Origin of the sequence: Burkholderia sp. EMB26 (assembly GCF_024730645.1) — a bacterium.
Taxonomy (GTDB): Bacteria; Pseudomonadota; Gammaproteobacteria; order Burkholderiales; family Burkholderiaceae; genus Burkholderia; species Burkholderia cenocepacia.
Genome location: NZ_CP078070.1, coordinates 1614139 through 1627938, shown reverse-complemented (window position 1 = coordinate 1627938; position 13800 = coordinate 1614139). Strand labels below are relative to the sequence as shown.

Here is a 13800-nt window from a genome sequence, read left to right as displayed (position 1 = left end):
ACAACGCGCCGATCCCCAGCAGAGCGCGCCAGCCACCTCAACTCGTTCAGCTCACATGGAAACCAGCCTCGACTCCGGCTCCGCCGGCGCAGCCGCCGCCCAGCCGTCCGCCCCGCCCGTTGCCCGCACCGTCTACCCGGTGCTCGGCGCGATCAGCTTTTCGCACATGCTCAACGACATGATCCAGTCGTTGATCCTGGCGATCTACCCGATGCTCAAGAGCCAGTTCGCGCTGTCGTTCGCGCAGATCGGCCTGATCACGCTCACCTACCAGATCACCGCGTCGCTGCTGCAGCCGCTGGTCGGCCTCTATACCGACAAGCGTCCGAAGCCGTATTCGCTGCCGGTCGGCATGGGCTTCACGCTCGCCGGGCTGCTGCTGATGTCGGTGGCGTCCAATTTCCCGATGCTGCTGGTGGCCGCCGCGCTCGTCGGCTGCGGCTCGTCGGTGTTCCATCCCGAATCGTCGCGGGTCGCGCGGATGGCGTCGGGCGGCCAGCACGGGCTCGCGCAGTCGGTGTTCCAGGTGGGCGGCAATGCCGGCTCCGCGCTCGGGCCGCTGCTCGCCGCGCTCGTGATCATTCCGCACGGCCAGCACAGCATCGCGTGGTTCTCGGCGGCCGCGCTCGTCGCGATGATCGTGCTCACGCAGATCGGCCACTGGTACAAGAAGCATCCGTCGATGAAGAAGAAGGCCGTGGCGGCCGGCCACCCGACGCTGTCGCGCGGCCGCGTGATGGGCGCGATCGGCGTGCTGGTGCTGCTCGTGTTCTCGAAATACTTCTACCTCGCGAGCATCAACAGCTATTTCACGTTCTACCTGATCGACAAGTTCCACCTGTCGGTGCAGGCCGCGCAGATCCACCTGTTCGTGTTCCTCGCGGCGGTGGCGGCCGGCACGCTGATCGGCGGACCCGTCGGCGACCGGATCGGCCGCAAGTACGTGATCTGGGTGTCGATCCTCGGCGTCGCGCCGTTCACGATGCTGCTGCCGTACGCGAACCTGTTCTGGACGAGCGTGCTGACCGTGATCATCGGCGTCGTGCTGGCGTCGGCGTTCGCCGCGATCCTCGTCTACGCGACGGAGCTGATGCCCGGCAAGGTGGGGATGGTCGCGGGCCTGTTCTTCGGCTTCGCGTTCGGCCTGGGCGGCGTCGGCGCGGCGGTGCTCGGCCAGCTCGCCGACGCGACCAGCATCCCGTTCGTCTACAAGGTGTGCTCGTTCCTGCCGCTGATCGGCGTGCTGACGGTGTTCCTGCCGAACCTCGAGAGCAGCGGGCGCAAGAAGGCGTGACGAACGACCAGCCGCGGCGTGCGCGCCGCGGCTGGTCGAACGGTACGAACGGAAAATTCGACGGCGGCTTCAGGCCGCCGTCGTCGCATGCAGCGTCAGGAAACGCTTGAGGATGCCGGACGAATAGCTGCTCGCGATCGCCGACAGGAAGTGCGAGAACGACTGCGTCGCGTGATCGTCGGCCGTATCGGAGATCGTGCGCACGAGCGCGAACGGCACGTCGTGTTCCGCGCACACCTGCGCGATCGCCGCGCCTTCCATTTCGACCGCGAGCGCGTCCGGCAACGCGTCGCGCAGCGCGACGACCTCCTGCTCGCTCGACACGAAGCGGTCGCCGCTGATGACGAGCCCCGCGTGCAGCGCCGCGCCGGCGAGCCCGAAGCGCTCGGCGAACTGCGCGCCCTCCTCCTCGACGAACAGCGTGCACGCGGCCCGCAAGCGGGCCGTCAGCGCCGCGTCGGTCGCGAAACGCGTGATGCCGAGCAGCGGCACCTCGTAACGCGGAAAGAGCGGCGACGCATCGAGATCGTGCTGCAGCAGCGTATCGGCCACGACGACGTCGCCGACCCGCACCGTGCGCGACACACCGCCCGCGACGCCGGTGAACACCACGCCCGACACGCCGAACACATGGATCAGCGCGCTGACCGTCGCGGCGGCCGCGACCTTGCCGACCCGCGCGAGCGTGACGACGCAGGCCGCGCCGTGCACGGTGCCGACGTGATAATCGCGGCGGCCGAGCGTGACCGTCTTCATCGCGCCGTCGGCGCGCATCGCGGCGATCAGGTCGCCGAGCTCCTCGGGCAGCGCGGCCAGGATGCCGAGCGGACGCGCGGCGGGCGTCACGATCATGTCGACGTCCATCATTCCACCGCCTGCAGTTTCGCGACCGCGAGCGCGAGCCATTTCTCGCCGTGGCGCTTGAACTTCACCTGCGCCTTCGCATCGGTGCCGTTGCCTTCGAGCGCGGTGACCGTGCCTTCGCCGAACTTGGTATGGAACACCTGCTGGCCGACCCGGAAGCCGGTGTCGGCCGCGCGCTGCTTGTCCGCGAACGCGGGCAGCGGCGCGGACACGGCCGCGTCGACGATCTGCTCGCGACTGCCGCCGCCCGGCCGCGCGAACCAGTCGCGCCCGTACCCGGCGTTGTCCGAACGTCCGCCCCAGCGCGAGCCGGCCTCGACCTTCGGCGTGAGCCACTTCAACACGTGCTCGGGCAACTCGTCGAAGAAGCGCGAGCGCACGTTGTAGCGGGTCTGGCCGTGCAGCATCCGGCTTTGCGCGAACGACAGGTAGAGCCGCTCCTTCGCGCGCGTGATCGCGACGTACATCAGCCGGCGCTCTTCCTCGAGGCCGTCCGATTCGAGCACGCTGTTCTCGTGCGGGAACAACCCTTCCTCGAGCCCCGTGATGAACACGGCCGAGAACTCGAGCCCCTTCGCCGCGTGCACCGTCATCAGTTGCACGGCGTCCTGGCCGGCCTGCGCCTGGTTGTCGCCGGCCTCCAGCGACGCATGCGACAGGAAGCCGGCGAGCGGCGTCATCGTGTCGGGGTTCTGTGCAGGGTCGGCGGGCGAGGCGGGATCGAGCACGTCGACCGACGGATCGTCCGTCGCGGTGCCGAGTTCGGGCGCCGCGATCGCCCCCGCGCGCAGCGGGATCGAGCGGGCCGGCGTGTCGAGCCCGTAACCTTCCTCGGCGATGAACGCGGTGGCCGCGTTCACGAGTTCCTGCAAGTTCTCGAGGCGATCCTGCCCTTCGCGCTCGCCCTGGTAGAAATCGGCGAGACCGCTCGCGCGTACGATGTGCTCGACGGTGTCGGGCAGGTTCATGTGCTGCGTGTCGGCGCGCATCTTCGCGATCAGGTTCGCGAACCCGCCGAGGCTCGTGCCGGCCTTGCCGGTCACGTACGGAATCGCCGCGGCCATCGAGCAGCCGTACAGGCGCGCGGCGTCGGCCAGTTGCTCGATCGAGCGCGCACCGATGCCGCGCGTCGGGAAATTCACGACGCGCGCGAATGCCGTGTCGTCGTTCGGGTTGTCGATCAGGCGCAGGTACGCGAGCGCGTGCTTCACTTCCTGCCGCTCGAAAAAGCGCAGGCCGCCGTACACGCGGTACGGAATGCCCGACGACATCAGCGTGTGCTCGATCGAGCGCGACTGCGCGTTGCTGCGGTACAGGACGGCCACTTCGCTGCGCGCCATCCCGGTATTGATCAGCGAGCGGATCTCCTCGACGATCCAGCCGGCTTCCTGCGAATCCGTGCTGGCTTCGTACACGCGCACCGGTTCGCCGTGGCCGGCGTCGGTGCGCAGGTTCTTGCCGAGGCGGTGCGCGTTGTTCGAGATCAGCTGGTTCGCCGCGTCGAGGATGTTGCCGTGCGACCGGTAGTTCTGCTCGAGCTTGATCAGGTTGCGCACGCGGAATTCGTCTTCGAAGTCGCGCATGTTGCCGACGTTCGCGCCGCGGAACGCGTAGATCGACTGGTCGTCGTCGCCGACCGCGAAGATCGCGTTCTCGCCGCCCGCGAGCATCTTGAGCCACGCGTACTGCAGCTTGTTGGTGTCCTGGAACTCGTCGACGAGGATGTGCCGGAAGCGCGCCTGGTAGTGCGCGCGCAGCGGCGCGTTGTACGCGAGCAGTTCGTAGCAGCGCAGCAGCAGCTCGGGGAAATCGACGACGCCTTCGCGCTGGCACTGCTGGTCGTACGCCTGGTACAGCTCGACGAACTTGCGGTTGAAGTTGTCGGTCGCGTCGACCTTGTCCGGGCGCAGCCCCTGCTCCTTCGCGTTGTTGATGAAGTACTGGACGTTCTTCGGCGGATACTTTTCGTCGTCGACGTTCGCCGCCTTCATCAGCCGCTTGATCGCGGACAGCTGGTCGGCCGTGTCGAGGATCTGAAAGGTCTGCGGCAGGCCGGCGTCGCGCCAGTGCGTACGCAGCATCCGGTTGCACAGGCCGTGGAACGTACCGATCCACATCCCGCGCGTGTCGATCGGCATCATCGCCGACAGGCGCGCCATCATCTCGCGCGCGGCCTTGTTCGTGAAGGTGACGGCGAGCACGGTGGGCGGCGACGCATAGCCCTGCTGGATCAGCCAAGCGATGCGCGTGATCAGCACGCGGGTCTTGCCGCTGCCCGCCCCTGCGAGGATCAGCGCCGGTTCGTTCGGCAACGTGACGGCGGCGAGTTGTTCGGGGTTCAGATTGGCGAGCAGATCGGGCATGGAGCGGCAGCTGGCGGGCGAGAAAAATGCGGACCCGACATTATAAGTCGGCCGCGCGATGCCGTTTCCGATCCGTCCGGTCGCAGGTCGCATGCGCGTTGCAGGCCGGTTGCGCACGCGTCCCGACAGGCCCGCGCCGGCAAGGCGATGGCTGGCCGATGGGCATCCATTTATAATTGTCAGATTCGGCATCCAATTCACGCATTTTTCGGCAGATTTCCAACATGAGCGACAACACGCTTGCGAAGAGCTTCGAGCCCCATACCATCGAGTCCCAATGGGGGCCGGAGTGGGAAAAACGCGGCTATGCCGCCCCGGCATTCGATCCGTCCCGCCCCGATTTCGCGATCCAGTTGCCGCCGCCGAACGTGACGGGCACGCTGCACATGGGCCACGCGTTCAACCAGACGATCATGGACGGCCTCGCCCGCTACCACCGGATGCTCGGCGAGAACACGCTGTGGGTGCCCGGCACCGACCACGCGGGGATCGCGACCCAGATCGTCGTCGAACGCCAGCTCGACGCGCAGGGCGTGTCGCGCCATGACCTCGGCCGCGAGAAGTTCGTCGAGCGCGTGTGGGAATGGAAGCAGAAATCCGGTTCGACGATCACCGACCAGGTGCGCCGCCTCGGCGCATCGACCGACTGGTCGCGCGAATACTTCACGATGGACGACAAGATGTCGGCCGCCGTGCGCGACGTGTTCGTCACGCTGTACGAACAAGGGCTGATCTACCGCGGCAAGCGCCTCGTCAACTGGGATCCGGTGCTGCTCACCGCCGTGTCGGACCTCGAAGTCGTCAGCGAAGAGGAAAACGGCCACCTGTGGCACATCCGCTACCCGCTCGTCGACGGCTCGGGCTCGCTGACCGTCGCCACCACGCGCCCCGAGACGATGCTCGGCGACGTCGCGCTGATGGTCCATCCGGAAGACGAACGCTACGCGCACCTGATCGGCCAACGCGTCACGCTGCCGCTGACCGGCCGCGAGATCCCGGTGATCGCCGACGACTACGTCGACCGCGAATTCGGCACGGGCGTCGTGAAGGTCACGCCCGCGCACGACTTCAACGACTACCAGGTCGGCGTGCGCCACAAGCTCGCACCGATCGAGATCCTGACGCTCGACGCGAAGATCAACGACAACGGCCCCGAGCAGTATCGCGGCCTCGACCGCTTCGACGCGCGCAAGGCGATCGTCGCCGACCTCGACGCGCAGGGCTTCCTCGACTCCGTGAAGCCGCACAAGCTGATGGTGCCGCGCGGCGACCGCACGGGCGTCGTGATCGAGCCGCTGCTGACCGACCAGTGGTTCGTCGCGATGACGAAGCCCGCGCCGGAAGGCACGTTCAATCCGGGCAAGTCGATCACCGAAGTATCGCTCGACGTGGTGCGCGACGGCCAGATCAAGTTCGTCCCGGAAAACTGGACGACCACCTACTACCAGTGGCTCGAGAACATCCAGGACTGGTGCATCTCGCGCCAGCTGTGGTGGGGCCACCAGATTCCCGCGTGGTACGGCGAGAACGGCGAGGTGTTCGTCGCGCGCAACGAGGAAGACGCGCGCGCGCAAGCCGCCGCGAAGGGTTACACGGGCGCGCTCAAGCGTGACGAAGACGTGCTCGACACGTGGTTCTCGTCGGCGCTCGTGCCGTTCTCGTCGCTCGGCTGGCCGAACGAAACGCCCGAACTGAAGCACTTCCTGCCGTCGTCGGTGCTCGTCACCGGCTTCGACATCATCTTCTTCTGGGTCGCCCGGATGGTGATGATGACCACGCACTTCACCGGCAAGGTGCCGTTCCATACCGTCTACATGCACGGCCTCGTGCGCGACGCGGAAGGCCAGAAGATGTCGAAGAGCAAGGGCAACACGCTCGACCCGATCGACATCGTCGACGGCATCGACCTCGAGTCGCTGGTCGCGAAGCGCACGACGGGCCTGATGAACCCGAAGCAGGCCGCGACCATCGAGAAGAAGACGCGCAAGGAATTCCCGGACGGCATCCCCGCGTTCGGCACCGACGCGCTGCGCTTCACGATGGCGTCGATGGCGACGCTCGGCCGCAACGTGAATTTCGACCTCGCACGCTGCGAAGGCTATCGCAACTTCTGCAACAAGCTGTGGAACGCGACGCGCTTCGTGCTGATGAACTGCGAAGGCCACGACTGCGGCAACGACAAGCCGGAAGTGTGCGGCGCGGGCGACTGCGGCCCCGGCGGCTACCTCGACTTCTCCGCGGCCGACCGCTGGATCGTGTCGCTCTTGCAGCGCACCGAAGCCGACATCGCGAAGGGTTTCGCCGATTACCGCTTCGACAACATCGCGAGCAGCATCTACAAGTTCGTGTGGGACGAGTACTGCGACTGGTATCTCGAACTCGCGAAGGTGCAGATCCAGAACGGCACGCCGGAACAGCAGCGCGCCACCCGCCGCACGCTGCTGCGCGTGCTGGAAACGGTGCTGCGCCTCGCGCACCCGGTCATCCCGTTCATCACCGAAGCGCTCTGGCAGAAGGTCGCGCCGCTCGCCGGCCGCTATCCGCAGGGCAAGGCCGAAGGCGAAGCGTCGCTGATGACGCAGGCGTATCCGGTCGCGAACCTGCAGAAGCTCGACGAGGCGTCCGAGCAGTGGGCGGCCGACCTGAAGGCGATCGTCGACGCGTGCCGCAACCTGCGCGGCGAGATGAACCTGTCGCCGGCCACCAAGGTGCCGCTGCTCGCGGCGGGCGACGCCGAGCGCCTGCGCTCGTTCGCACCGTACGTCCAGGCGCTCGCGCGCCTGTCGGAAGTACAGATCCTCGCGGACGAAGCGGCGCTCGACAAGGAAGCGCACGGCGCGCCGATCGCGATCGTCGGCCCGAACAAGCTGGTGCTGAAGGTGGAAATCGACGTCGCGGCCGAACGCGAGCGCCTGTCGAAGGAAATCACGCGCCTGACGGGCGAGATCGCGAAGTGCAACGCGAAGCTCGGCAACGAGGCTTTCGTCGCGAAAGCCCCGCCGGCCGTGGTCGAACAGGAGCAGAAACGCGTCGCGGAATTCCAGAGCACGCTCGAAAAACTGCGTGCGCAGCTCGATCGGTTGCCTGCGTAACAAACGGTAAGGTCGTTTGCGTTCACTATAATGCGAACGTGAACATAGACCGTCTGACAAGTCGATTACAGGAATAAAGGTTCGATCATGTTGAAAGTCACCAAGGCGGTATTCCCCGTTGCCGGTCTCGGCACGCGGTTCCTCCCGGCAACGAAGGCGAGCCCGAAGGAGATGCTGCCGGTCGTCGACAAGCCGCTGATCCAGTATGCGGTCGAGGAAGCGATCGCGGCGGGCATCACCGAGATGATCTTCGTCACCGGGCGCAGCAAGCGCGCGATCGAGGATCACTTCGACAAGTCGTACGAGATCGAGGCCGAACTCGAGGCGCGCGGCAAGGAAAAGCTGCTCGAACTGGTGCGCAGCATCAAGCCGAGCCACGTCGACTGCTTCTACGTGCGCCAGCCGGAGGCGCTCGGCCTCGGCCACGCGGTGCTGTGCGCGGAAAAGCTGGTTGCCGACAACCCGTTCGCGGTGATCCTCGCGGACGACCTGCTCGATGGCAACCCGCCGGTGATGAAGCAGATGGTCGACGTGTTCGACCACTATCACAGCTCGGTGATCGGCGTCGAAGAGATCCCGCCGTCGGAGACGAAGTCGTACGGCATCGTCGACGGCAAGGAATGGGAAGAGTCGATCGTCAAGATGTCGGCGATCGTCGAGAAGCCGGCGCCGGAAGTCGCGCCGTCGAACCTCGGCGTGGTCGGCCGCTACATCCTGAAGCCGCGGATTTTCGAGCACCTGCGCGCGCTGAAGCCGGGCGCGGGCGGCGAGCTGCAGCTCACCGACGCGATCCAGGCGCTGCTCGCCGACGAACAGGTGCTGGCCTACAAGTATCAGGGCACGCGCTACGACTGCGGCAGCAAGCTCGGCTACCTGAAGGCGACGGTCGAATTCGCGCTGCGCCACCCGGAAGTCGGTGCGGAGTTCGAGACGTACCTGCGCACGCGCGACGGCGCTCAACCGACCGTCTGAACGCGGCAAGGGCGCGCCCCGGCGGGCCCGCCCTCACCTCACGGCCACCGCTTCAGCGCGCGTCGGCCGGCTTCACCGAGACGACGCCCGGCATGCCGCCCGCGTCGTCTTTTTTCGTCTTGACCAGCCAGCCGCTGCCGTCGCCGAACGGCACCTTCGCCAGCGCGCTCTTCACGAGCGCCGGCGCGGCCTGCTGCGTGCCCGGATCGCGGTCGCGCAGCGAGGCCGACACGCGATAGACGTCGGCGCCGGATTTCGCATCGACGAAACGCAGCGTCAGCACGTGGCGGTACACGCGCCCCATGAACGGCAGCGCGAGCGGCGCGGGCCCGTCGACCGTCACGCAGGCGCTGCTCGCCGCGCCGCACCGCTCGGCGATCGCCGCGACCGCCGCCGGCTGCGTCGCATACGCGATCGACAACCGGTAACGCGCGTCCTTGAGCGGCTGCGCATCGAAGCCGCGGCGCGCGAGCTCGTCGCGCACCAGCGTCTCGATCTGCCGGTACTCGGCATCGCCCGCCTGTGCGGCCGTCCGCACGAAATCGTAGCCGTGCGCACCGGATGCAAATGCATTCGGCTGCCCGACCGCGCTCACGCCGGTCGTCACGCCGGCGCAACCCGTCAACAGCGACGCCGCCAGCGCGGTCGCTGCCCATTGCTTTCTCATGACTTTCCCCAAATGCCTGCCGTCGCGCCCGGCCCTGTCAGGCGGACGGCTCGTCGATCGCGGGCAGCGACACCGTCACCGCGGTGCCGACACCCACTTCGCTGTCGACCGACACGCTGCCTCCATGGCGCGTGACGACCGTCTTCACGAACGCCATGCCGAGCCCGGAACCCGAGATTTCGGGCCGCTCGCCGGCATGGAATCGCTTGAAACGCTCGAACAGATGCCGCTGATCTTCCGGCGCAATGCCGTACCCCTGATCGCGAATCGTACAGAACATCCGCCTCGATGCGTGTTCGACCGTCAGCGTACACGTGATCACCGTGTCGGACGGACTGTATTTGACCGCATTGTTCAGCAGGTTCACGAAGGCGCGCGTGATCAGCGAACGGTCCGCGCGCACCCAGCACATGTCGGTGCCCACGCCGGTCTCGACGCGGATGTGTTTCGCCTGCGCCTGCGGCCACACCTCGTCGCTCGCATCGATCAGCACGTCGACGAGGCTCGTCACCTCGAGCTGGTACGCCTGCGACTCGGCGCGCGCCAGCTGCACGAACTCGTCGGCGAGCGACAGCGCGCGGTGCGCATAGCGCTCGATCCGCGCGAGCAGCCCGCGCATCGCGTCGCTCTCGACGCGGTCGCGCTCGATCTCGACCAGCGCGAGGATCGACGACTGCGGCGAGCGCATGTCGTGCGACAGCAGGTGCAGCGCTTCCTCGCGCTGCCGCTCGGCCGCGTGCAGCTCGGTCACGTCGACGAGGCCGGCAATCCAGCCGGTCACGCGCCCTTGCGCGTTGGTACACGCCGCGTAGCGTAGCAGATGGTCGAGCCCGTCGCGATCGCGCACCTCGATGCCGCGCGCCATCGCGTCGTGCTCGGCCTCGAGCGTCGGATCGAGCACGGCCGGCCAGTGCTCGCGGATCGCCGCGTCGTGCTCGGCGTTGCCGTCGACGGTCTTCATGAACGTCAGCTCGCCAAGCGCGGTGCGCAGCGGCCGCCCTTCCGGCAGCGGCAACGCGAGCCGCGACCCGTAGCGTTTCGCCGCATGGTTCGCGATCAGCACGGTGCCCGCGAGATCGGTCACGAAGATCGGCTCGGGCATGCTGTCGAGGCTGTCCCACACGAAGCGCTTCATGTCCTGCACGCGCTGCGCGGCCTGCGCCATCAGCGCCATCTGCCGCTCCAGCACGTCGCCGCCGACGCTGCGCGTACGCGGCGCCTCCGGCAGCAGGTGCGGTTCGTCGGCAAGCTTCTGCAGCTCGCGACGCAGGTACGACATCGTCATTTCGAGCCGCCGCCAGTTCCAGATCGGGTAGACGGCAATCAACCCGAAGATCGCCGGCGCCGGCGTGAGCCAGATGCGCGCCTCGAACAGCAGCACGAGGCTCGCGACGACGGCGAGCGCGGCCAGGCTCAGCGTCAGCAGCAGCGCGCGCCACGGCGACAGCATCAGGAAGCCGCCGAGCAACACGGCGAGCGGCAGCAGCGACGCGACGAACAGCCCCGCGCGCGACGCGGGCGAGATCGCGCTGCCGGTTGCCAGCATGTCGAGCACGTTCGCATGGATGTACACGCCGGCGAGCGGGCCGAACTCGCCGGACACCGGCGTCGCGAAGCGGTCGTACAGCCCCGACGCGGTCACGCCGACGACGACGATCTTGCCGCGCAGCGCGTCGGGCTTCACGCGCCCTTCGAGCACGTCGTCGAACGACAGCGTCGGATACGCGGGCGTATTGCGGCTGAACGGGATCAGGTAGCGGCCGTCGCCCGCCGCATCGCGCGACAGGTCGTGCGCGTTCGCGCCGGGCACGCCGCCGCCCGGGTGCAGCCGGCCGGCCTGGATCGCCCGATAGACGGGCACCATCAGCTGCGGCCAGCGCACGCGCCCGTCGCTTTCGAACAGCGCGACGCTGCGCACGATGCCGTCGCGATCGACTTCGAGATTGATATGGCCGAGCCCCGTCGCGCGCGCGGCGAGCGCGGCGACCGGCGGATCGACCGAGCGCGTGCCGTCCGCCTGCTCGGGACTCAACAGCACCGGCAGGAAAGTCGGCACGCGGCTCATCGCATCCGCGAACGTGCGATCCTCCGGCGACGGTTCGGTAAACAGCACGTCGTAGACGACGGCGGCCGGCTGCGCGCGCGCGAGCGTGTCGAGCAGCCGTGCATGCACGTCGCGCGGCCACGGCCAGCGACCGAGCGCGGACACGCTCTGGTTGTCGATGTCGACGACGACCACGTCGGGCGACAGCGGCAGGCTGCGCAGCATCAGCAGCCGGTCGTAGATCAGCCCGTCGACGCTCGACGACAGGCGGCCGAGCGCGCACGCGAGAATCACCGCGATCCCGAGACAGCCGATCGCGATCCATTCGATCAGGAAGCGGCGGCCGAGGCGCCGCCGCGGAGAAACGGAGTCGGGTTTCATGCGCCGCGGGTCAGCGCGACAACGTGAACGCGCTGACCGGACTGGTCTTCTCGTAGAACTTGCCGCCTTCGAATTCCTCGACGGTCACGGCCCAGAAATAGTCGCCCGGCGGCAGGTGCGCGACGGTGATCTGGCGCGCGTGCAGGCCGACCTGGTCGACGACCGGCGCGCTCAGGTCCTTCGAGCGCGACAGCACGAACCGGTAACGCGCGCCCTTGCCCGAACCGTTCGGCGACCAGCGGAACTCGTAACCGCCCGCGCCTTGCGACGCGCTCGCGTCGAGCCCCATCACGCGGCGCTCGAACGCATAGGTGCGCGGCAGCCCTTCGAGGCCGTTCGCATCGATCGCGGCGATCCGCACGAAGTAATTCCCGTTCGGCACGTCGCGGAACACCGCACGCGGCGAATCGGTGCGCGTTTCGCGGAACAGGTCGAGCAGCCCCGCGTCGTGCGCGAGCTGCACGCGATACGCGTGCGCTTGCGGGAGCGGCGCAACGTCGAATGCGACATCGGGCTCGTCCTGCACCTTGTCGGGATGCGCGAGCGAGGGCGCGCCCAGCAGCTGGACGGGCGCACCGACCGCGCCGGACGACGTCGCGACGCTGCCGAAGTTCGCATGCACGAGGGTCGCGCCGGCCGGCTGCCGGCCGCCCGCGACGCCGACGGTGCCGTCGAGCACTTCGACGCGCGTCGCCGCATTGCCGGCCGCGTCGTAGTTCACGCGAAAACGCGTGCCGCGCACGCCGGCCACGACCGACGGCGAGCGGATCTGGAAGCGGTCGTCGCGCTTCTTCAGGTGGGTGACTTCGCTGTCGACCGAGCCGCGCGTGAGTTCGAACTCGCGATCGAGCGTGCCGGTCAGCACCGTGCGGCGCAGCGACTTCAGGTCGAGCTGGCTGTCGGGCGGCAGGCTCATGTGCGTGCCGTCGGTCAGCTCGATCGTCACGAAGCCGTTCGGGCCGGTGCGCACGCGGTCGCCTTCGGCGAGCGTCGCATCGTTCGCGAGCGGCGCGAAAGCCGCGCCGGACGCGCGCTCGGCCGTGCCCTGCACCGCGATCACGCGTGCGGTGAGCTTTTCCTTGCGTAGCCGCGCGACCGGCAGCTTCAGCGCGACGCCGGGCTGCAGGTGCTTCGGCGCCGGCACGCCGTTGATCTGCTGGAGCAGTTGCCAGTCGTCCGCGCCCTGCAGGTAGCGCGCGGCGACGTCGTACAGCGTGTCGCCCGCCTGCGTGCGATAGACGACCATCTTGCCCGCGGCGGCGGGCGGCTGCGCCGCGGCCTGCTGCGCGGTGAACGCCAACGCGACCGCGCAGGCGGCGCGCAGCGCCGCCGTGCGCACACTCGCCGTGCGCTGCGTGATTCGCATGGTCACTCCGGTTCCCCCTGGCCGACCCGCTCGAGCCGGTAGCCGTACCCGTAGATCGGCGCCAGACGGTAGCCGTTTTCGGGCCGCAGGCCGAGCTTGGTGCGCAGCATCGAAATATGCGTATCCATCGTGCGCGACGGGATGTCGGTCGCCTGCTTCCACACGAGGTCGAGAATGTGCGCGCGCGACAGCGGCCGGTCGAGATGCTGGAACAGCAGCAGCGCGAGCTCGAATTCCTTTTGCGTGAGGCTCACGGCCTTGTCGCCGACGTACGCCTGCTTCAGGTTCACGTCGAAACGGAACTGGTCGAATTCGCGGACGGTCGCCTCGGCGTTGACCGGATACGCGCGGCGCAGCAGCGAACCGATGCGCGCGCGCAGGATCGGGCCCGACACGGGCTTGACCACGTAATCGTCGGCTCCGGCGTTGAGGATCTGCGTGATCCCCGCCTCGTCATCGCGGCTCGTCATGAAGATGATCGGCAGGCTGTGCTCGGTCTGATTGGCGCGCACCCACTTGAGCACTTCCTCGCCGGACATGTCGGGCACGTTCCAGTCGAGCACCAGCAGATCGAACGTCTCGCGCTGCAGGCGCTTCTTCAGGGCCTTGCCTTCCTTGAACGCATAGCACGTATGGCCAACGGCCGTCAGCGTTTGACTGACGAAATCCGTCTGGGCCGGATCGTCATCCAGTACAGCAATTCTCATAGCACCCCGCAAATCGAAGTCGATTCGTCCATCCGGCTCCCGCGCCTGCC

At 67.8% G+C, this 13800-nt stretch carries 9 protein-coding genes; 3 read left to right on the top strand and 6 right to left on the bottom strand.

From position 1 onward, the window contains the following. Positions 1-55: 55 nt before the first annotated feature. Positions 56-1294, top strand: coding sequence for an MFS transporter (locus KU887_RS07685; protein ID WP_006491594.1), 1239 nt, complete (start codon positions 56-58; stop codon positions 1292-1294). A 69-nt stretch (positions 1295-1363) separates the two neighbouring features. Here the strand turns inward: KU887_RS07685 and KU887_RS07680 are convergent, their stop codons facing one another. Together KU887_RS07680 and KU887_RS07675 are read right to left on the bottom strand one after the other, a co-directional pair. After that, positions 1364-2158: a 5'-methylthioadenosine/adenosylhomocysteine nucleosidase gene (locus KU887_RS07680; RefSeq protein WP_370538979.1), complete on the bottom strand. Its 795-nt coding sequence runs from the start codon at positions 2156-2158 to the stop codon at positions 1364-1366. Beyond that, the gene (locus tag KU887_RS07675; RefSeq protein ID WP_058901383.1) at positions 2158-4521 is read right to left on the bottom strand and encodes a UvrD-helicase domain-containing protein; all 2364 of its coding nucleotides are present in this window, start codon (positions 4519-4521) and stop codon (positions 2158-2160) included. The genes KU887_RS07680 and KU887_RS07675 overlap by 1 nt, the downstream gene beginning before the upstream one ends. 224 nt (positions 4522-4745) lie before the next feature. On the opposite strand from KU887_RS07675, the gene KU887_RS07670 reads away from it, so the two are divergent. Beyond that, complete coding sequence (locus KU887_RS07670; protein WP_006497752.1) at positions 4746-7613, top strand: valine--tRNA ligase; 2868 nt, start codon at positions 4746-4748, stop codon at positions 7611-7613. Between the two features lie 87 nt (positions 7614-7700). Next, the gene (galU, locus tag KU887_RS07665) at positions 7701-8585 is read left to right on the top strand and encodes a UTP--glucose-1-phosphate uridylyltransferase GalU (protein ID WP_006490437.1); all 885 of its coding nucleotides are present in this window, start codon (positions 7701-7703) and stop codon (positions 8583-8585) included. Between the two features lie 52 nt (positions 8586-8637). Here the strand turns inward: galU and KU887_RS07660 are convergent, their stop codons facing one another. Genes KU887_RS07660 through KU887_RS07645 form a run of 4 tightly spaced genes read right to left on the bottom strand, consistent with a single transcriptional unit; the run spans position 8638 to position 13750 of the window. Continuing rightward, entirely contained in the window at positions 8638-9252 is a 615-nt protein-coding gene (locus KU887_RS07660; protein ID WP_006490440.1) for a DUF4136 domain-containing protein, read from the bottom strand. 37 nt (positions 9253-9289) lie between these two features. Further along, positions 9290-11677 carry a CHASE2 domain-containing protein gene (locus KU887_RS07655; RefSeq protein ID WP_258255412.1) on the bottom strand — a complete coding sequence of 796 codons (2388 nt, stop codon included), beginning with the start codon at positions 11675-11677 and terminating at the stop codon, positions 9290-9292. 10 nt (positions 11678-11687) lie between these two features. Further along, positions 11688-13049, bottom strand: a complete 1362-nt coding sequence (locus tag KU887_RS07650) for a FecR domain-containing protein (protein WP_048988915.1) — start codon at positions 13047-13049, stop codon at positions 11688-11690. Then, on the bottom strand, positions 13046-13750 hold the full coding sequence (locus KU887_RS07645; protein WP_006490421.1) for a response regulator transcription factor: 705 nt from the start codon (positions 13748-13750) through the stop codon (positions 13046-13048). The genes KU887_RS07650 and KU887_RS07645 overlap by 4 nt, the downstream gene beginning before the upstream one ends. Between the last annotated feature and the right edge of the window lie 50 nt (positions 13751-13800).

What these genes read in the sequence shown, in the direction of transcription:
- KU887_RS07685 (WP_006491594.1), top strand. Translation starts at nt 56, where the DNA reads ATGGAAACCAGCCTCGACTCCGGCTCCGCCGGCGCAGCCGCCGCCCAG.
- KU887_RS07680 (WP_370538979.1), bottom strand. Translation starts at nt 2,158, where the DNA reads ATGGACGTCGACATGATCGTGACGCCCGCCGCGCGTCCGCTCGGCATC.
- KU887_RS07675 (WP_058901383.1), bottom strand. Translation starts at nt 4,521, where the DNA reads ATGCCCGATCTGCTCGCCAATCTGAACCCCGAACAACTCGCCGCCGTC.
- KU887_RS07670 (WP_006497752.1), top strand. Translation starts at nt 4,746, where the DNA reads ATGAGCGACAACACGCTTGCGAAGAGCTTCGAGCCCCATACCATCGAG.
- galU (WP_006490437.1), top strand. Translation starts at nt 7,701, where the DNA reads ATGTTGAAAGTCACCAAGGCGGTATTCCCCGTTGCCGGTCTCGGCACG.
- KU887_RS07660 (WP_006490440.1), bottom strand. Translation starts at nt 9,252, where the DNA reads ATGAGAAAGCAATGGGCAGCGACCGCGCTGGCGGCGTCGCTGTTGACG.
- KU887_RS07655 (WP_258255412.1), bottom strand. Translation starts at nt 11,677, where the DNA reads ATGAAACCCGACTCCGTTTCTCCGCGGCGGCGCCTCGGCCGCCGCTTC.
- KU887_RS07645 (WP_006490421.1), bottom strand. Translation starts at nt 13,750, where the DNA reads ATGAGAATTGCTGTACTGGATGACGATCCGGCCCAGACGGATTTCGTC.